Origin of the sequence: Nostoc sp. CmiVER01, from assembly GCF_034531135.2 — a bacterium.
Lineage (GTDB): Bacteria > Cyanobacteriota > Cyanobacteriia > Cyanobacteriales > Nostocaceae > Nostoc.
The window spans coordinates 154,497-174,426 of record NZ_JAVRBU020000008.1; the positions used below are offsets into that span (position 1 = coordinate 154,497).

Annotated in this window: 18 protein-coding genes and 1 pseudogene; 11 read left to right on the plus strand and 8 right to left on the minus strand. The window is 40.8% G+C overall.

Features of this window, described 5'->3' with window-relative positions:
* The first annotated feature begins 207 nt into the window (after positions 1–207).
* Together RMZ43_RS15205 and RMZ43_RS15210 are read left to right on the plus strand one after the other, a co-directional pair.
* Entirely contained in the window at positions 208–1,380 is a 1,173-nt protein-coding gene (locus tag RMZ43_RS15205; RefSeq protein WP_322653423.1) for a hypothetical protein, read from the plus strand.
* Between the two features lie 50 nt (positions 1,381–1,430).
* A complete protein-coding gene (locus RMZ43_RS15210) occupies positions 1,431–2,249 on the plus strand; it encodes a hypothetical protein (protein ID WP_322650698.1) in 819 nt (272 codons plus the stop codon).
* A gap of 2 nt (positions 2,250–2,251) precedes the next feature.
* On the opposite strand, the gene RMZ43_RS15215 is transcribed toward RMZ43_RS15210, so the two are convergent.
* Complete coding sequence (locus tag RMZ43_RS15215) at positions 2,252–4,609, minus strand: putative PEP-binding protein (protein WP_322653424.1); 2,358 nt, start codon at positions 4,607–4,609, stop codon at positions 2,252–2,254.
* Between the two features lie 1,089 nt (positions 4,610–5,698).
* Between RMZ43_RS15215 and RMZ43_RS15220 the strand changes: the two genes are divergently transcribed.
* Positions 5,699–6,157: an MgtC/SapB family protein gene (locus RMZ43_RS15220; RefSeq protein WP_322653425.1), complete on the plus strand. Its 459-nt coding sequence runs from the start codon at positions 5,699–5,701 to the stop codon at positions 6,155–6,157.
* A gap of 151 nt (positions 6,158–6,308) precedes the next feature.
* Positions 6,309–6,995 carry a pentapeptide repeat-containing protein gene (locus tag RMZ43_RS15225; RefSeq protein ID WP_322653426.1) on the plus strand — a complete coding sequence of 229 codons (687 nt, stop codon included), beginning with the start codon at positions 6,309–6,311 and terminating at the stop codon, positions 6,993–6,995.
* 382 nt (positions 6,996–7,377) lie between these two features.
* On the opposite strand, the gene recF is transcribed toward RMZ43_RS15225, so the two are convergent.
* Together recF and RMZ43_RS15235 are read right to left on the minus strand one after the other, a co-directional pair.
* Positions 7,378–8,502, minus strand: a complete 1,125-nt coding sequence (gene recF, locus RMZ43_RS15230; RefSeq protein ID WP_322653427.1) for a DNA replication/repair protein RecF — start codon at positions 8,500–8,502, stop codon at positions 7,378–7,380.
* A 69-nt stretch (positions 8,503–8,571) separates the two neighbouring features.
* The gene (locus RMZ43_RS15235; protein WP_322653428.1) at positions 8,572–11,430 is read right to left on the minus strand and encodes a cation-translocating P-type ATPase; all 2,859 of its coding nucleotides are present in this window, start codon (positions 11,428–11,430) and stop codon (positions 8,572–8,574) included.
* A 503-nt stretch (positions 11,431–11,933) separates the two neighbouring features.
* Here RMZ43_RS15235 and RMZ43_RS15240 point away from each other — a divergent pair.
* Positions 11,934–13,604, plus strand: coding sequence for a transglutaminase family protein (locus RMZ43_RS15240; RefSeq protein WP_322653429.1), 1,671 nt, complete (start codon positions 11,934–11,936; stop codon positions 13,602–13,604).
* Between the two features lie 115 nt (positions 13,605–13,719).
* On the opposite strand, the gene RMZ43_RS15245 is transcribed toward RMZ43_RS15240, so the two are convergent.
* Complete coding sequence (locus RMZ43_RS15245; protein ID WP_322650704.1) at positions 13,720–14,577, minus strand: PD-(D/E)XK nuclease family protein; 858 nt, start codon at positions 14,575–14,577, stop codon at positions 13,720–13,722.
* 146 nt (positions 14,578–14,723) lie between these two features.
* Between RMZ43_RS15245 and RMZ43_RS15250 the strand changes: the two genes are divergently transcribed.
* The 3 genes from RMZ43_RS15250 to RMZ43_RS15260 all read left to right on the plus strand — a co-directional run bounded on the left by RMZ43_RS15250 (position 14,724) and on the right by RMZ43_RS15260 (position 17,041).
* Positions 14,724–16,139, plus strand: a complete 1,416-nt coding sequence (locus RMZ43_RS15250; RefSeq protein ID WP_322650705.1) for a phosphoglucomutase/phosphomannomutase family protein — start codon at positions 14,724–14,726, stop codon at positions 16,137–16,139.
* Between the two features lie 120 nt (positions 16,140–16,259).
* A complete protein-coding gene (locus RMZ43_RS15255) occupies positions 16,260–16,535 on the plus strand; it encodes a LapA family protein (protein WP_322650706.1) in 276 nt (91 codons plus the stop codon).
* A 62-nt stretch (positions 16,536–16,597) separates the two neighbouring features.
* Positions 16,598–17,041, plus strand: coding sequence for a DUF29 domain-containing protein (locus RMZ43_RS15260; protein WP_322650707.1), 444 nt, complete (start codon positions 16,598–16,600; stop codon positions 17,039–17,041).
* A gap of 32 nt (positions 17,042–17,073) precedes the next feature.
* Here the strand turns inward: RMZ43_RS15260 and RMZ43_RS15265 are convergent, their stop codons facing one another.
* Together RMZ43_RS15265 and RMZ43_RS15270 are read right to left on the minus strand one after the other, a co-directional pair.
* Entirely contained in the window at positions 17,074–17,352 is a 279-nt protein-coding gene (locus tag RMZ43_RS15265; RefSeq protein WP_322650708.1) for a type II toxin-antitoxin system RelE/ParE family toxin, read from the minus strand.
* A complete protein-coding gene (locus tag RMZ43_RS15270; protein ID WP_322650709.1) occupies positions 17,342–17,584 on the minus strand; it encodes a CopG family ribbon-helix-helix protein in 243 nt (80 codons plus the stop codon). The genes RMZ43_RS15265 and RMZ43_RS15270 overlap by 11 nt, the downstream gene beginning before the upstream one ends.
* An 84-nt stretch (positions 17,585–17,668) precedes the next feature.
* On the opposite strand from RMZ43_RS15270, the pseudogene RMZ43_RS15275 reads away from it, so the two are divergent.
* Positions 17,669–17,743 (plus strand): annotated as a pseudogene (locus tag RMZ43_RS15275) (DUF1049 domain-containing protein); the annotation flags it as partial.
* Positions 17,744–17,862: 119 nt separating this feature from the next.
* Here the strand turns inward: RMZ43_RS15275 and RMZ43_RS15280 are convergent.
* Positions 17,863–18,762 (minus strand): hypothetical protein, encoded by a 900-nt coding sequence (locus RMZ43_RS15280; RefSeq protein ID WP_322650710.1) that lies wholly within the window; start codon positions 18,760–18,762, stop codon positions 17,863–17,865.
* A 16-nt stretch (positions 18,763–18,778) separates the two neighbouring features.
* Positions 18,779–18,907, minus strand: a complete 129-nt coding sequence (locus tag RMZ43_RS15285; RefSeq protein WP_322650711.1) for a hypothetical protein — start codon at positions 18,905–18,907, stop codon at positions 18,779–18,781.
* A 269-nt stretch (positions 18,908–19,176) separates the two neighbouring features.
* On the opposite strand from RMZ43_RS15285, the gene RMZ43_RS15290 reads away from it, so the two are divergent.
* On the plus strand, positions 19,177–19,398 hold the full coding sequence (locus RMZ43_RS15290) for a hypothetical protein (RefSeq protein WP_322650712.1): 222 nt from the start codon (positions 19,177–19,179) through the stop codon (positions 19,396–19,398).
* Entirely contained in the window at positions 19,398–19,769 is a 372-nt protein-coding gene (locus RMZ43_RS15295; RefSeq protein ID WP_322650713.1) for a type II toxin-antitoxin system PemK/MazF family toxin, read from the plus strand. The genes RMZ43_RS15290 and RMZ43_RS15295 overlap by 1 nt, the downstream gene beginning before the upstream one ends.
* Positions 19,770–19,930 lie beyond the last annotated feature (161 nt).

A 19,930-nucleotide genomic window follows, 5' to 3' on the forward strand; every position in this document is an offset into this window, starting at 1 on the left:
TTAATTTAGGGTTTTAATTAGTAATTTCCTCGATCAATATTGCCTATTAAAAGAAAGATGCAATTAAACCCTCCTTGAGGTGAAATAAATTCAGAAGCAAACGGTTGGGCTACAACTGCCACCATCTGAGAATAACGTCCTATCAGATTATTGAATATCAATGATTTGATCTGATGTATTTGGTCACGTTAATAGGAGGGATATAATATGCAATTAATTTCTAGAGAGGAAATAAAAACATTATTAGAGCAGCCAAAAGGAAATTGTGTTTCAATTTATATGCCAACGCAACCAGCCGGCCCAGAAGTGCGACAAAACCCAATTCGCTTTAAAAATTTGATCAGAGAAGCAGAGACTCGTTTAATTGATGCAGGTTTGGAACAGGAAGATGCGATCGCATTGTTAGGAAAATCCCAGGAAATTGATACCCAAGAGTTTTGGGAGCAAATCGGAGAGCAAGGGCTGGCAATTTTTATTTCCGACAATATTTTTCGCTGTTATCCCCTACCAATCGATTTTCAAGAGTTGGTCATAGTTACAGACCGATTTCACATCAAACCACTGCTACCAATTTTAAATGGCAATGGTCGCTTCTATATACTGGCTTTGAGCCAACAAGATGTCAGGTTCTTTGAAGGAACACGCTACAGTGTCAAAGAGGTAGAAGTAGAAAATCTCCCTAAAAGTCTAGATGAAGCTCTGCAAAGAGACGATACTGCTAAAGAAGGTCAGTTTCGCATCGCAACATCAAAAGGAGGAACCTCCAATCCTTTTTCGCAACCAGGTACGTTTCATGGACAGGGAAGCCCTGACAGGGATAGACGCCAAGAAGACATCCTGCAATTCTTTCAAATTGTTGATGGCGCATTACACGAGAAACTGAAATTGCAAAAAGCGCCTTTGGTACTGGCTGGGGTAGAGTATCTCTTGCCTTTATATAGACAAGCAAATACTTACCAGCATTTGATGGATGAAGGTATCACTGGTAATCCAGAAATTCTCAGCGTCCAAGAGTTACATGACCAAGCTTGGCCGATTGTCGAGGCTGATTTCCAAAAGTCACAGCAAGTAGTTTTAGAGCAATTTCACGAATTGTTTGGTGGTGATACTGGCAAAGCATCTAACAACCTCGAAGAAGTTATTTCAGCCGCTTATTACCAGCGAGTGGATTCATTACTAGTTGCAGTTGGTCAGCAACAGTGGGGTTTATTCGATCCAAGCTCAGAAACGGTTTATTTGCACCCAGAAAAAGAAACTGGTGATGAGGATTTGTTGGATTTTGTTGCTGCTCATACTTTATTAAACGGTGGCACGGTTTACGCTGTTCCCTTTGAAGAGATTCCATATAGCACAGCCGTTGCGGCAATTTACCGATATTGACATTTTGATGGTGTTGTATAAAGTTGAATCTGCTATATACAACACCAACGATGATTACTAGTCGCTCCTTTATCAGTCAATCTCTAATCGGTTTAGCTCTTTTGAGTGCAACGGCTGTATTTACCCAGACTGCAACAGCAGAAACAATAACTGGGCAATTGGGAAATGTGCGAGCAGAAATATCCTACGAAAAGCCAGAGGAATATCAGTATAAAAATGTCCGGTTGAAAATTATCCGAGCAGGTAAAACTGTTTTAGATCAAAAACTGCCGCAAGAAAATGAATATGACAGACCTGTGGGCAATATATCTGGACAAGAAAATAACTTACCAGTGCAAGACTTGGATGGTAACAAAGAACCAGAAATAATTGCCGATTTCTTTACAGGTGGAGCGCACTGTTGTACTTATTCATTGATTTATCGCTATGACAATAAATCCCAAAAATATATTAATATTCGCCATGAATGGGGCAATGGTGGCTATCGGCTCAGGGATTTAGACAAAGATGGACTGCCAGAGTTTGATAGCCGAGACGATCGCTTTGCCTATGCTTTTACAGCTTATGCTGCTTCTGCCTACCCCCTGCAAATTTGGCATTATCGCCAAGGAAAAATGGTTGATGTGACTCGTAGCTATCCTAAATTAATTTCCAACCATGCCTCAGAGCTATGGCAAACTTATACCCAGGCACGGCAACAAGGCGATGATGGCAAGGGCTTTTTAGCAGCTTATTTGGCTGATAAGTATCTGCTGGGTCAAGGGGAGGATGGATGGGGACGAGTGCAGCAAGCTTACAAAAACAGCGACCGCACCAAATATTTCGCCGATTTACGTAAGTTTTTACGCGAAACTAGCTATATTAAATAAAATTAATTTTTTCCCTCTTTTAATTCACGTTGTGCTGCTGCTAGAATTATGCGCTGTTCAGCACGAGCGATCGCTTGATATGTTCGCTCCACTGCTTCCGGTTCAACAGAAATGGATGTTATGCCCCATTCCACTAACTGATCGATGATTTCTGGATAGATGGCTGGTGCTTGACCGCAGATTGAACAAGGGATATCGGCACTTTTAGCCATTTGGATCAGTTGAGCGATCGCACCCATAACTGCCGGATGACGTTCATTAAATACTTTTCCTAGCTGTCCTTGTTCTCGATCCACTCCGAGTAATAATTGGGTCAAATCATTTGTACCAATAGAAATTCCGGCTGCACCTGCTTTAACATATTCTGGCAGTAAAAACAGGATGCTTGGCACTTCTGCCATCATCCACAATTGAAACTGTGACACTTCAGTTAAAAGAGCTTGCTCAACTTTGCGACGGCAAAAGACAAATTCTTCCACAGTCCGCACAAAAGGCAATAGTAGATTTACATTGTTGTAACCAGCTTGCTGGACAGTCGCTAAAGCTTGCAGTTCTAACTCAAAGACTGCGGGATTTTGTAAATAGCTAAAAGTGCCACGTTCACCCAACATCGATTGTGTTGAAGATTGTACATTATCACTCAATGATGGTAAATCTTGTGGCCAATCTAAAGAACGATAAAAAACTGGTCTTGGTGCAAAGGCACGAGCAAACTGCATAATTTGCTCAGACCATAGCTCTAACAATTCTGCTTGCCGCCCGCCTAAAATCCAACTATTAGGATGTTGCCCAGACAATATATTTAGTACCATCAATTCTGAGCGCAACAATCCCACTCCATCTACAGGGAAGCTTTGTACTTGTTCTATTAAACTGGACTGACTCAAGTTAACCAGCAGTTGGGTAGCAATCATAGGGAGATGAGAAGTAACAGGATGCGATGGGGAAATAGCGGGATGGAAAGGATTTTCTGCTACTTTCCTCTTCTCCATCTCTTTTTCTTTCCCACTTTCCCCTTCTTCTTTGATCCGATAAACTTCTCCTCTGTCGCCATCGAGTAGCAGTCGTTCGCCAGTTTGGATTAAGGTTGTAGCAGATGTTGCATTAACTACTGCCGCGATACCTAATTCTCTGGCAAGAATTGCTGCGTGGCTAGTTAATCCGCCTTGTTCAGTAATAATACCACCAACTTGGTGCAGTAATGGTAACCAATCAGGAGCGATCGCTGTTATTACTAAAATCACTCCCTTGGGTAATTCTTCGGGTTTGTGCTGCGGATTATTAATTACAAAAGCATTTGCCACAACACGTCCTCCTGCTGCTCCTATTCCTCTAATAAAGTGTCTGTGGTGAATTACATGAGGAGAACTAACTTGTGTAATGTAGAGTTTGCCAGATGTATTTTGCCGGGCGATAGTCCATTTAATGGTAAAGCTTTTACCCAGTTCACTTACTAGTTGAGTTCCTAGAGTAATTATTTGTTGTACGTATTCTTCTTGTAAAGCGTACTGTTTTTGTTGAGCTTCCTGAATTAGATAGGTATTTAGACAAGTGTGATCTGATGTTAGCGCTGACTTGGGCAGGGGTTGCGAAAAAGCTTCAGGTGTTGCATCATCCACAGCATAAGCGAGCATTTTATTGCCCAACTGTTGCTCAAGCACAACACCGGTTGCTTGTTGAATGTAGTAAACATCTGGCTGGACTTCGCCAAGAGCGATCGCAATTCCTAATCCCCAAGTAGCTTCAATTTCCCATCCAGAGGAGTTTGCACTCAGCAAGCCACTGGCGATCGCATTCTCAACAGGTTGAACCAAAACAGCTAAACTGATTTGTTGCAGGTTAATTCCTGCCCGTTGCCAATATAGTAGACTTCTAGCACGAAATATCTGGCTCCAGGTACGCTTGAGGGCAAAAGCGATCGCTTCTGGTTCGCACTGGCAAAACACCGATTCTAGCAAACCAGATATACTCTTTATACTTGGAGTAGCATTTGATACTGCTAAGGTAGGTCGAAGAATCAAACAGCCAGTTTGCCATTCTCTAGCTGCTTGGAAAATTGTAGTCACCCAATCCTGCGGCACAGTCGCAGTGAGAATTTCTTGGCGCAAGCGACCAGCTACCTGCTGAAGTTGACGCCAATTAGCTACATCTAGATGTAACGAAGAATGGGGTAAGTCAGCCACTAATGATTCTGAACTATTGAGATTTTCGAGAAATTCTCGCAAAATCTCTGTCGAAACGACAAAACCAGGTACCACCGGATAGCCACGCTGCATGATTCTGCTCAAGTAAAATGCTTTGTCACCTACTTTGGCGCGGTCTTGTAGTTTAATTTGGTCTAGCCAGTAGAGTTTGTCCACTCAATTTGTTAGTTGTCAGTTATTTATTTGTAGCCATAGCCATTTCCTCCTAGTACGTTATCAGCCGGAAATCTACTGACTCCTTACTAAAAGAGGAGTTTCCAGCATTTACGTTTAATTTGCCGACCTTATTAGTGGTTAATTGCCAGTTACACGATGTATTGCTGTAATTTAACTCCTTTGTAATTCAAATATTTTCCTCAATAGTGCGTAGGTTTTGCCCAAAAAAGCACTCCGGAATAGGTTAGGGAGCTACTGCGTTAGGCGGTGCCGGCTTGTTCGCCTTTGACATTCCCGCAGGGTAGCAAGTGGCGTTTGAGGAACGTAGACCCAAAGGGGCTTCCCGTAGGGTAACCCGACATTTTCTTTATCTTTGTTGGGTTTCACGACCTTCAACCCAACCTACAAATCTTCAAAACCTACGCAATATTGATATTTTCCTTTATTTAGCCTCTCTTTCCTATAATCGGGGGTTTAGTTGTTTGAGCTAGTTGTAGATGGCGATATCATATTTAATTATTGAGTGTATAGGTTAAATCTAGCAATTTCAGGTACAATTTTATAGTTCAGTCGTTTTAAAGAGTTAAAAATCTATTTAATAAACTTAAATTTATCCCGTTTGCCCAATTTATGATCATTGCCATAATTTAATAATGCAAACCTTCATTGTGACCGAGATAATATATTATTGAGAAATAATCTTAATAAAGTAAGATATTAAGTTATACCTAAAAAACTATTACCTAATTGATATCATCCAAAATATGATACAAGCAATTAAATTGCACTCGTTAAATTAGACTCCATCAATAAAAGATTAAAATGCTTCCTGCACTATTTTTGTAAAAATATTAATAATTAACCTTGTATAGTTCGGCGGAAATAAACCTAATATTTCATTACAGACAGACCTAAAATAAAAGTATGCGTGACTTTTGACTTCCGCCTTGCGGTATTAGTAGCTGTGGTGAAAGCTTGCCTACCTTTAACAATAGAATTTTGCTCAAAGTCTTGTTAATTTATATGTATAGTACCTAGATTTATGCTTTGCTGTACTAATATATAAAATCTTCTACACCAAAGTAAGCATTGCCAAACACTTACTACCTTGCAACTAATGATTGGCTAAATATTAGCTTCAGACTGTGCCTTGCATTGTTCATTGGAGCAATCATCGGCTTAGAACGCCAAATTAGACGTAAACCAGCCGGTTTACGAACTCATATCTTGGTGAGTTTCGGTTCAGCCATTTTTACTCTCATAATTATGCAAACAGATGGGCCACTGTCCAATCGTGATGCACTTAGCCGCGTGATTCAGGGGATTGCAGCCGGTGTGGGATTTCTCGGTGCTGGAGAAATTGTACGCCAATCTTCTCAAGAATCACAGCGACTTGAAATTCACGGACTGACATCAGCAGCAGCTATTTGGGTTTCGGCTGCTTTGGGAATTGCTGCTGGTTGTGGTTTATGGCAGTTAGCATTAATCAGTGCTTTTTTGACTTTTTTGGTTCTCACCGTTTTTAAAAGGTTAGAAAAACGTGATTAGTAATTAATTAGGACTTACGCAAAAAGTGCTAAAAAGCTTAATTTATCGAACCGCCAAGACGCCATCGCGTAGCGTCTCGTTAGAGAAGAACGCCAAGAATCGTAGAGTTTGCATAAGTCCTATTAATTATATATTTTTTTTAATAAAAAAGATGCCTAAGAAACATAGAGTTCTTGAGCTTCCTAATTTACCTTTATCTGAAAGTATGAATAAGGGAATACCAGATAATCAATTATCTGAATTAGAGAGCTATCAAAACGTACATTTATCAAATTGTCAGCTTGAGGGAACTAGAGGAGTAGATTTTCAATATGCTTACTTTGATAATATTAAAGCTATAAATACTTATTTTAAAAAGCTTTATTTACAAGATGTTAAAATTACTAAAAGCGATTTTGCTAATACTGAATGGGAAGAAAGTTTGCTTAGTAGAGTTGAGTTTATTAACTGTAGATTGCTGGGATTTAAAGCAATAAAATCTAGATTAAAAAATGTTATATTTAAGGACTGTCAAGGACAGTTTTCACAATTTAATTTGAGTAAGTTTGAGCGTGTTATTTTTGAAAATTGTCAGCTTGAAGATTCCACATTTTTGGAAACTTCTCTAACAAATGTAAAATTTATAAATTGCCGAATGAATAACGTTATTCTTACTAATGCTAAATTTAAAGATGCAGATTTTCGAGGTTCTAATATAGAAGGCTTGCAAATTAATATCAATCAGCTTAAAGGTGTAATTTTAGATTTATTTCAAGCTGCTTATATTCTTCAAAGATATACAAATGTAATAGTTAAACCTGTTGATGAAGAAACGACGGATAACGCAGAAACATATTAGTAAGTAAGTATAGAGCAGTAAATAGGCCTCCAAGTCTTAAGATTTGGTGTAAGGATTCAGGTCATACCAAAATCTCTACGAGCTTTTGTTGATAAAGGTTTCTAGGGATTAGTCACAAATTTATATTCTCAATAAGAATTGCGTAACGACTATATTTTCGTGCGTTATTGCGACTAAAGGTATGTTAATAAGAGAAACTCAATTTTGAAACTAGCTCTGTGACGGGGTTTTAAACACCTGAATCCTTACGATTTGGTCTAGCTTCACAAAAAAACAGTATGAGACAATAGATATAAATCAAGAAAGTCTTACTACATCTAAGTTTCTTAATTACGAATTGATATAAACTATGCTTCAACTACTATAAATATGATTTTTATAATTATTGATGTTGCATTATTTCTCCTGCCTTCACAAAAAGGATTTGTGAAGATTTCAACCATTGAGAATCAAAAGAACCCAAGTGAGTAGTAGTAATTAGGGTCTGAAAGCGGTCTTGAATGGCATCGAGCAATTGATTTTGGCGGGATAAATCTAGTTCGGCAAGAACATCATCAAGCAATAGCAATGGTGGCTCTTTAACGACTTCTTCAATTAATTGTAATTCTGCTAATTTTAAGGCTAGAACCAGCGTTCGTTGTTGACCTTGAGAACCGTATTGACGAGCGGGTGTCTGGTTAATAGTTAATTCTATTTCGTCTCGATGAGGGCCAACAAGAGTAGTGCCTTGGTGCATTTCGGCGATCGCTCGTTGCTGGATTTTTGCCAAAAAAGCTTGCTGCACTTCTTCTGGATGGTTATCCTCTAAAGGAATATTCGGCAAATACTTGATTTGGAGAACTTCTGTACTGCCGCTAATGCTAGCGTGCCAAGCCGTAGCAATGGGAGCTAATCGTTGTATGGCGCGATCGCGTCGTCTAATTACCCTGGTTCCTGTAGTAGCTAACTGTGCATCCCACAACACCAGTTCTGACTGTAGAGAGGTTGCATCCAACGTCTCCAGATAGCGTTTTAAAAAAGCATTGCGCTGGCGTAACACATGGTTATACTGCTGCAAAATGTGAGCATAAACTGGTTCAAGTTGAATTAAGAGTGTATCTAACCAGTTGCGGCGACCTTCCGGGCCGCCGCGTACTAGTTCTAAATCGAGGCTGGAAAATTGGACTGCATTGAGAACGCCGAGAAAATCCATTTGGCGGCGGATAGATTCACCATTGAGGGCAACGCTACGGCGACCATTGCGGCGGAGGGTTAAAGTCAGGTCACTAACGCCTGTTTGTCGCTCAAGGGTGGCATTAATTTGGGCTATGGCTTCCCCTTCTTGAACCAAATCGCGATCGCGGGTAATTCGGTGCGATCGCAATGTCGCCAGCAACTCCACCGCCTCCAACAAATTTGACTTTCCCTGAGCGTTATTACCTACCAAGATTGTTTTGGCAGCACTAAACTCAACCTTTTGGTCTTGATAATTGCGAAATTGTCGTAGATTTAGAGTTTTCAAGTACATAAGTTCAATTTTAGATTTTGAATTGAAGATAAATCTAAAATCTAAAATCTAAAATCTAAAATTTCCTTTTCAGACAGCCTTCTTGCCCATAATCCGCAGAAATATCTTCTCCGCTTCAATCCAGACAAACATTAAGGCACTGAAGCCTATACAAACCCCCAACTCTTGCAGGTTCAGGTAGTGAGTACCAAAGAAATCTCGCAGGGGTGGGACGTAAACTAGCATCAACTGCAAAATAGTGGTGACAATAACAGCCGCTAGTACAAATATATTAGAAAAGGGATTCATTTCGATGGTCAGTCGGTTGTTGGAGCGAATAGCGATCGCATGACCCATTTGGGCAATACACAAGCTAGTAAATACCATTGTTTTCCAACTATCACGATCGCCTTGATAGCCAGGGGCATGGGTATGTTGATAAGCCCACCACATTAAGGCAATGGTGATAATGGCAAATATTATCCCAATGCGAATCATGTAAGAACCCAATCCCCTAGCGAAAATACTTTCGCGGGGACTAAAAGGCGGACGTTGCATCACATCCGGTTCTGGAGGTTCCACAGCTAATGCCAAAGCTGGTAAACCGTCTGTTACCAAGTTCATCCACAAAATTTGTAAGGGAGTAAGGGGAACACCTCCCAAACCAATTAGGGGTGCTGCTGCAATTGTCAAAACTTCGCCAATGTTACTGCCCAGAATGTATTTAATAAAACGGCGAATATTGGTGTAAACAACTCTACCTTCCTTGGTAGCACTGACAATGGTGGCGAAGTTGTCATCAAGTAATACCATATCGCTGGCTTCTTTACTTACATCAGTGCCAGTAATGCCCATCGCAATACCGATGTCAGCTTGTTTAAGGGCTGGGGCATCGTTAACACCATCGCCTGTCATCGCCACAAATCGACCCCGGCGTTGCAATGCTTGGACAATTCGCAGTTTGTGTTCTGGGGAAACCCTAGCATAAATGCTCACCAGGTCAACGTTTTGCTCTAATTCTTGGTCACTCATCCGTTGCAATTCTTGACCTGTGAGGAGGCGATCGCCTTCTTGGGCGATTCCTAAATCGGTAGCGATCGCTCGTGCTGTTAATTGGTGGTCGCCTGTAATCATCACTGGGCGAATACCTGCATCTCGACATTCTTGCACAGATGCCCTTACTTCTGGGCGTGGCGCATCTAGCATTCCCACCAATCCCAACCATACCAAGCCTTGCTCAGATGTCTCGCTTGAACTTTCTGGTGGAATTTCTACCAGTGGTTTGTAGGCAAAACCTAGCACCCGCAAACCTTTACTCGCCATCAGGTCATTTTCTGCCAAAATTTTCTGGCGTTGTGCTTCAGTTAAGGGGGCTGTGTCATTACCTAAATGAATTTGAGTGGAACGTGCCAAGGTTAACTCTGGAGAACCTTTGGTAAACATTAAGTAAGGTTCAGATTCAATCAAACCAGCGATCGCTGGGTCAATGCCTCTGGAAGATGCGTCACCTGTAGCGACTCCCTCCACCTGAGAAATCACGCTCATCCGCTTCCGTTCTGAGGAAAAGGGAAACTCTGCAATACGAGGTAATTTGCTGTTCCACTGATCTTTTTCAATTCCAGCTTTGCCTGCCAGTGTTAACAATGCTCCCTCTGTGGGATCTCCCAAAATCGACCATTCCCCTTGTTCTTTTTGCAACACTGAATCATTACAAATAGCACAGGCGACTGATAACGCTGAAATTTCTGGAGAGTCCTCTAGGGAAATTTTTTGACCATCTAACTGAAAGTCTCCTGTGGGAGTGTAACCTTCGCCGATGACGCGAAAAGTTTTGTTATTAGTAGAAACCGATTGCACTACCATTTTATTTTGCGTCAGCGTGCCAGTTTTATCAGAACAGATGGTAGTTACAGAACCCAATGTTTCCACTGCTGGCAATTTGCGAATCAAGGCATTCTGGCGCACCATTCGCTGGGTTCCTAGCGCCAAGGTGACGGTAATTACAGCAGGTAAACCTTCTGGCACTACAGCAACCGCCATACTCAAAGAAACTTCCAAGAGTTCTTGGATATTTTTGAAACCTCCGTCTTTGATTACACCACCGACGACGACGATCGCCACGAGAATTAAGGAACCCGTAACTAGGACATTACCCAGTTGAGTCATCCGTTGCTGTAACGGTGTCGGTTCGCTTTCCACCGCCTGCAACATCGTGGCAATTTTGCCTAGTTCTGTAGTCATTCCGGTGTTAGTCACCAGAACCTTCGCCCGTCCTTGGACTACTTCGGTTCCTTGATACACGACATTGAGGCGATCGCCTAATGATGTTTCCTCGGGCAATTTGAGTGATGCCTGTTTATTCACGGCTTCGGCTTCACCAGTCAATGCCGACTCACGCACTTGTAAATTAGACTGTTCGATCAAGCGTCCATCTGCGGCTATCTGCATCCCAGCTTCCAGCAGCATGACATCCCCTGGAACTAGATCCTTGGCTGCTATCTCCACCAATCTAGCCTCGCGGATGACGCGCACTAAGGGAGAGGTCATTTTTTTCAGGGCTGCCAAGGCTTTTTCGGCACGGCTTTCTTGGACGTAGCCAAGTATGCCATTGAGGATGACAATTGCTAAAATAGCGATGGTATCTTTAAATGGCACTTCACCAGGCTTCAAGCGACCCTCCCGCAAAGCCATCAGGTCTAAAAAGCCAGAAATTAGAGCTACGCCAATCAGCATCAACAACATAATGTTCTTGAACTGATCCAGCAGGATTTCCCAACTACTACGGCCAGCAGTTTCTTCAAGTTCGTTGGGCCCGTACTTTTGCAATCTCTGTTCAATTTCTTGGGGTGTTAAGCCACTGTCTGCATTACTATCAAGCAGGTCTAGCGCTTTATCAACTTCTAAACTATGCCAAACGGCGGCACCTTCAGGCAGAGAATTAGCAGACATCGTGTAAGTCACAGGAAATGGTTACAAAATTCGATCATAATTTAGTGATGGCAAGAATTCCATCTTCTAAAGTTACATTAAGGCGATCGCCCAGTCGCACAAGTGTATCTGTAATTCTTAACATTTGTAAATTTATACTTTTTTCAGGTAGTGTTATTTCTCACGAAAGAGTTTTTCGGAACACATTGTACCGATAATTATGAGTTATAGAGGTTTAAAGCTTAGTTACAGAGTATATGCCACAATTAATTTTACGCTGTCATTGCTTTAATTTATATCTAGTCAATAGCCAGGATGCATGGCACGATTGCATTTATTCTCTACGAGACGCTACGCGAACATTTTGAATTTTGCCCAAAGTTGAGTCAGTTGCTTGTGCATTTTCCCGCTCAAGCTAACTGGTGTGCTGGTAGGATTTCCCGATCTAGCAAACTTTCAAGCTGAATTTTGAATTTTGAATTGCTTAAGCGTGCTAAACCATTCAATAAATATGATTAATTAATATGAGTTTTGCACTCCCCACTTTGACCGTTAGCCAGATGTTTGGGCAAAAGACAATTCGACCGCTTACTGCTGCTACCCTGTGTGGCATTACTTTCATTAAAGATAGGCTGATTGCCATCGACAGTATTAAAGGGCATCTACTAGAAATTGATCCCACCTCTGACAACAGCAAAATTCTCAATCCCCATCAAGTTAAAGAATTTACTGATGTCACTGGTCTAGCTGCGTGGGAAGATATCCTGTGGGTGAGCCGAGAAAATAGTGTTTACTCGTGTAAGCTTAATGCTTTAGGACTGGAACATTTTGTAACATTGCCTTATCCTGCTGACGGCGTTGCTGTTTGGGAAACAACAGTTTATGTCAGTTGCCAAAGGCTAGGCTACATTCTGATTTATGACCGCGAAACGCGAAAAGAGATTACCAGGTTTTATGCCCCAGGCGTTGGGATAGAGAATTTAGCTGTTACCCAGGAAATGCTGTGGATTTGCGATCGCACCGAACAATCAGTTTACGCGATGGATAGAGCCACAGGTGAACTTCAATTCAGTGTCCTGACACCCTTTGAATGCCCCACAGGCATAGCAATCCATAAAAATGCCGAAACAGGAAAAGAAAGTATTTACGTCGCCTATGCCTCAGAGGAGGCTTATATTCGGGACAACCCAAATGCCGATCCGAGTCATGAGCTAACGTTCCGCGATCGCACTTTTATTCACCCCCTGTATTATCATTACGATCCAGATAAGCGTTACGCCCTTTCTAATGGCTATCTGATTGAAATGTCCTACGCTGAGGAAATTGCACCCTTAGACGAGGTTTATTTACCCGATGTAGAATGGCGCATTGCCTTACCATCGGAAACTGAACGGCAAAAGGTAAAACACGTTGAACCCATTGGTATACCTTTTACCGAAGAAGTAGTACAAGGGCAACGTGTAGCAGTCTTTAAATTTGATTCTCTTGCCCCAGGTGAACGGCATATATTTGGCTGGAAAGCACTTTTGGAAGTTCGCGGCATTAAGTATCGCATCACACCTAGAGACGTGGAAGATGTACCTAAACTTTCTCCAGAATTAGAAACACGCTACCTAGTGGATGACGACGATTTAGCAATGGATACTACCATTGTTCGCCGTGCCGCCAGAGAAGCGATCGGTTCTGAAACCAATGTGCTGCGGAAAATGCACAGCATCCGCAACTACGTCTATGATGAGTTGTCTTATGGTATTAAACCTTACATTGACACGCCAGATACAGTTTTAGAACGGGGCGTTGGTTCCTGTGGCGAATATGTCGGCGTTTTACTTGCCTTATCCCGTTTAAATGGCATCCCCTGCCGCACCGTAGGTAGATACAAATGTCCTCCCCATAGTGACTTTGTAGGAGTACCGCTACAACCAGACTTTAATCATGTTTGGTTGGAGTTCTACGTTCCGAATTTTGGCTGGTTGCCAATGGAATCAAATCCTGATGATATAGGTGAAGGTGGCCCTTATCCGACGCGCTTTTTTATGGGCTTATGCTGGTATCACATTGAAATTGGCAAAGGTATCACCTTTGAAACCGTGACAAGTCAAGGTGAGCGGCTAACCAAAGAAGATATACCCATTGGCGATTTGGCAATAAATCATATCCGGTTCACAATTCTGAAAGAATTGCCGCCTTTTTGAATTAGGGAATGGGGCATTGGGCATGGGGAAGAAAACTTAGGGACAAGGAGAAAGACTTGTTTCAAGTTCTCACCTCTTGTCCTCTTGTCCCCTTGCTCCCCATTCCCCACTCCTACTAGCTGCTATTAACTCTTAAACTAGGCAATGGATACGATTTATACTGCTTAAAATCAGCAAACTCACAGATTGAGTTAAATGGACAAAAGCGGCAGTGAGAGCCAGGATTGGGAGGGAAAATCTTACTGAAATTACTAGTTTCTTCCTGATATTTTTGTAAATCGTGCTGGTGCTTGTGGGCAATATTAGCTAACTCAAATTTTAAATATTCTAATTCACTATTATTGATACTAATTAACTCAGACTTTTTACATATTTCTAAATTATAAAATGATGCAACAGCTTCCCGTCCAGGGTAAAGATAACGAGCAGCTACTAAATAAACTAATGCCTGTCGTCGATCAAAAGCCGACTTACCAGTTTTGAAATCTAAAATATGTATTGTGCGATCGCTCTCAAGAAAAACGCAATCCATAGCTGCATATAAGCGAAAGCAATAATCTTCTTGTTCAACTACTATCGGTTTAGGAAAGCCTTCATCACCCGGCGTTAATTGGATAATATCTTTATCTAAAAGCAACGGTGCATCATGATATTTTTTCAGAATTTGCAGCACGCGTTGCTGGACTTGAACGCTTGAGTTGCCTAATTTAAGTAGCTGTGCAACTCTTTCTACACCATCAGCTTGCTTCAACAGATACGTGTGATGATGAAACTCATAAATGCCTTTTTGGGCAAGTATACCAATTCGCTGGGGCGCGGTGGCTTGCCCTAAAAGCGCTTTGACTTGTGGTTCGTGTTGCCGTGCTTTGATAAACCCCCGTCTCATCTGGCAATGCCAGCGTTCTTGCCCAGTCGCTGGGGCAACTAGAGACCAAAGGTGATAACTGGCAAAAGGTCGATCAGGGGTTGACATTGCTCAGAAACAGTGAGAGAAAATACGGTGATGAGAAGTTTAAACTAAGGCTTGCTTAGAAAAGAACTTCGGAGAATAGTTGCTGCTACACCCGCTTTGCGAGAAGCTTTTATAGTACTGATAATGTACAGGAGCAAGTAGCAAAAATGTCCAGTAAGATAAAATTTGGTACTGATGGATGGCGAGGGATTATTGCCGATGACTTTACTTTCCCCAATGTGCGGAAAGTAACAAGAGCAATCGCCACTTACCTGGATACAGCCTATACAAAAAATAGACCAGTACTTATTGCCTACGATACTCGCTTTTTAGCTGACCAGTTTGCCCAAATATCAGCCCAAGTTTTGGCAGACTTGGGTTGGACTGTGAAAATTACTAATCGGGATTGTCCCACACCAGTAATTGCCTACAACGCCCGTCATCTAAATTCTGCTGGGGCATTAATGTTTACTGCTAGTCATAATCCAGCACCCTACTGTGGAATTAAATATATACCTGATTATGCTGGGCCTGCCACTCCTGAGATTACTGATACTATTGTGGCAAATATAGAAAGTGCATCGGATGAGTTGCCTGGGAGTAACCCATCAGGTTCAATTTCAATTTTCGATCCGAAAGCAGATTATCTGCAATTTATCTACACTCTACTTGATATAGAAAAAATTAAAAGCGCTAATTTAAAGGTAAAGTACGATGCTTTGTATTCTACCTCTCGTGGCTATTTAGATGAAGTTTTGCAACATAGTGGCGTTCAGTTAGAAAATTTCCACGATTGGAGGGATGTTTTATTTGGGGGTGGAATGCCAGAACCCAAAGGAGAACAATTAGTTGAGTTAGTACAAGCAGTAGTTCGCGATCGCGCTGATTTGGGTTTGGCAACCGATGGAGATAGCGATCGCTTTGGTATCGTCGATGAACAAGGAACCGTCTTGACTCCTAATACTGTGCTGTTAGTTCTAGCACGTCATTTAATCAGAAATAAAGGTAAAACTGGCGCGATAGTCCGCACTGTGGCGACAACCCACCTACTGGATAATTTCGCCGCTAAAAATGGGCTGCAAATTTACGAAACACCAGTCGGTTTTAAATACATCGGCGAAAAAATGCGGGAAACTGCCGTGTTAATTGGTGGAGAAGAATCAGGCGGTTTGAGTATTATCGGGCATATTCCTGAAAAAGACGGAGTATTGGCCGATATGCTGGTGGCAGAAGCGATCGCTTATGAAGGTAAACCTCTTAGTCAGATGGTTAAGGAAGCGATCGCCCAAGCCGATGGCCCACTTTATAACAACCGCTTAGACTTACACCTCACAGAGGCGCACAAAATCGCCGTTATCGACTCTTTTACTAAAAATCCACCTACAGATGTAGCTGGAATTAAAGTCAGGGAAGTGGGACGTAAAGACGGTATTAAGCTGTATTTAGAAGAAGGTAGCTGGGTTTTACTGCGTCCTTCCGGTACAGAACCCTTGGTGCGCGTCTATCTAGAAACCAACACTCCCGAAAAACTCACCATAATCGCCCAAGAGTTAAAGAGTGCCATTGCTAAACTAAAAGGATAAGAATTAAGAGTTAAGAGTTGTAAATTAACAATTCTTAACTTCTAAATCCTATTAACAGTTATGATTTATGAGTTCTAAATTAATAACTCCTAGCTTCTAACTTTTAACTTCGCTCAAAATATGAAAATCGCTCCTTTTTTAACATCTCTAGTTGTAGCGGTTTGGGTAATAGCGATCGCAATTATTTCAGTCCAAAATGCCACACCCGTATCGTTAAAATTCTTAACATTTCAATCGATTCAGATACCAATGGGTTTAGTGCTGGCTTTTAGTGCCGTTGTCGGATTAATTGGTATGGCACTGCTGCAACCTCTGTGGGGACTTGCTGGTATTGGGCAGGGTAATTCTCGATTGGAAGACGATGCGGAATTTTTTGTCGATGATGAAGACTTTTGAGGTTTGAATAGCTGTGCAGTATCAAAATATTATTGCAATCGAACCAGGAAAAGGAGACGGCTATGAGCGCAACCTATAAAGCAGATTTTAATTTGTGGATTGAACAGACAACCCAACTATTGCGATCGCATCGCTGGCAGGAAGTTGATGTAGAACATCTGATTGAAGAGGTTGAAGGCTTGGGCAAAAGTGAACGGCGGGGTATTTCCAGTCAAATAACTCGCTTACTTTTGCATTTGCTGAAGTGGCAATATCAACCCCAGCGTCGCTCAGATAGTTGGCTCGATTCCATCACCGATTCTCGCACCCAGATTGAGTTAGCAATAGAAGATAGTCCTAGTCTTAAGAGCTATCCTACAGAGCAACTTGAGGAAAGTTATCAAAGGGCGCGTCGGCAAGCAGCCAAGCAAACGGGGATAATTATATCCGTGTTTCCAGAAGAATGTCCATATTTTTTAGAGTTAGTGTTGGATGAAAACTGGCTACCGGAAGCAAGCGATATTTGATAACTTTATTTGTGACTGTGTGGGTAATGGCGCTAATCTGGATAGCGCTTTGACGTGTGGAAAACTCGAAGAATTTCTACTGACTCTTCTTTGACTCGATAAATAACAATATATGACGTGCTAGAAACTACTAGCTCCCTTGTACCTTCTATACGTCCAGTTCGCCCCATAAAAGGATAATTCTCAAGTTGACTGGCAGCAAGTTGAATCTTCAATATCACTTCCTGCGCTGCTTGTGGATTCTCTTTCAGGATGTAGTTATGGGCTTGTTCCAAATTACGAAGCGCACGACGTAGCCACTTAATCTGCATTGGTGAGTCTTGCAAAAGTCGCCTTTACTTCCTCATCACTGGCAAAGTCTCCAGCATCCGCTTCAGCAATCCCTTTTTGAATTTCCTCAATTTGCCACTGATACATCTCTAGATAAGTGGCTACTGCCTCATTAAGTACGTAGCTGCGATCGCGATTCATTCCGGCTGCGATCACATCAAGTGCAGCCTTGTGATCGCTATCTATCCGAAACGTAATATTTTCTTTGCTCATCGTCTTGTGAAAGTTGTCTTGCGATATATTATATTGCAATATGTGGCAATGCAACATAATGATAGTGGCGATCACTATTTCTAAGTTCAAAATGCCACACCCGTATCGTTAAAATTTTTAATATTCCAATTGGTTCAGATACCAGCAGGTTTAGTCTTAACTATCCAGGGTGTGAGGTGAAGTCAGCCTAATCATACAATACACTTTGATAACTAGGCTGATAGTTATACTGTTAGTGGTTATTAAGGTTTACAATATCATCCAAATATCGCTATCTTTCAAATCATACTATTGAGCAATTCTTGCTCTAATTTAATGTTGATTATTTCATCTAATCCTAATAAAAAACTGCGATCATCGTGGTTATCTTTAATACCTAATGTAACATTTTTCAGCTTACCTTCATAATCTAAAATTTTAGGTATGAACATTTCAACTAGTCTTTTGATTAAAGGTATGAATATTTTAAATTCATGAGCTACTGGAGCTGAATAAGCTAATCTAGAAGCGGCTTGAGTTGCTTTGTGAGTAAAGGCAGCTATATTATCGGTAGCTAAAAATTCATTCATTGCATCATTTAAAGACTTCAATTTTTTCATTGATTTAGAAATTTCTTGCTTTATTTTTAGCATCAAATCCTTAGCTAAATTAATTTTATTAATTCCTGCATTTATTTCTGATTCATATTCTCTTACCTGAATTAAAGCTTCCTCCTGCAAACGAGTAAGTATAAAACCAGTAATTAATACTGCTGGACTCACAGCAATATTAGCAGATGCAAGTAGAGATAAAATTATCATGCTTCCTGCAATAGTGTTCATTGAAGATTTACTTAAACAATCCCTTGTATAGTTATTGGCTTGTTTGATAGATAATTTGTTAGATATAATTTCTTGCACTGCTAATTTTATAGGATTTGCAAGATGAATTACTCCATAGGAATTCTTCAAGTAATCAATATGATTAGCATCAATCAATAAATCTTGCTTAATTTCATTGAAAGTATTTTTGCATTCTTGAATTTGATTAATTGAAAATTCGCTGGGATTCAGCTTTTTTATTTTTTCAAAATTTTCATCAAAAAAACTAAAAAATTTTCCCATATTATATAGAATATCTTGCCGAAGTTGATTGTATTCTTGTATAAGATTCTTTGTAAAGATGAAATCTACTTCCAACTCTCTAAAAGCTTCATTATAAAGACTTGAGATTTTTTTTAAACTTCTCTTTTTCTACGTCTATGTTGGAAATTGCCCTCACACCTGCAAACGCTCCTACAGAAGCACTAGCTAAAGCAATAGTGTCTAAGATAAGTAGAATCATAAGTACTCATTGCAATTTGTATTTTTTTACCCTTTTTCTAAGTGTTTAACCTCAAAATCAGGGATTGGTTATACATAGACTTCCCTAATTAAGCCAATTATCACCATTGAGGCAGTATAAATAAGCAATATTTATGAAACTATATTAAATACAGAGCTATCAGTTATAGCTATCAATTTATGTCTCACTTAGTATCCCAACTACTCGTGGTTTTTAGCGTCTTGACGCAGGTATTGCAACTGTTAGGATAAATGACAGGAGGGTTTATTATGTCCAATACTGCTCAAGAAATATACAGCCAAGTTGTTTGTAACTTATCACCGACTGAGCGGCTACGCTTGGCAACCCTGATTTTAAATGAGCTAGTCGAGCAAAACTTGTCTATCATCGACCAAAGTGATACTTGGACTGAGCAAGATCAGCATGATTTAGCATCCTTCTCTTTGGAGTACGCAACTTCAATTTTCCCTGAAAGTGAGGAGACAGTTTAGTGACATTCAATCCCGGTGATGTAGTCACAGTTGATTTTCCTGGTGTCACTGGTATTAAGCGTCGTCCTGCTGTAGTTCTGTCATCTGCCACTTATCACGCAACTCGTCCCGATGTGATCATTGGACTCATCACTAGTCAGACAACTGCCCTTGGAATTACTGATTACACACTTCAGAATTGGGCAGTAGCAAGTTTGCGGGTTGCGTCTGTTTTCAGAAGTTTTATCGTCACCTTACCACCCTCAGCTAATTTGGTTTTGATTGGTCACTTGTCAGAAGTTGATTGGAAAGGTGTTCGTGCGTGTGTCAAGATAGCTCTGACTGAATTAGATGATTTTAAACCATCATCGAATGCATCATCTAACTCATAGAAATTTATGTATCTTTAGCAACTAAATTACTTGTGCGATCGCAGAGAGGCTAACACCTCAACCCTTGAGTTCATGCAAGTATTTTAATATCAGGTACTTTTATTTAACTCTAGTGATTTTAGGTTATCCCTCTTCTAAGAAACCAGATTTTCTATATTCAG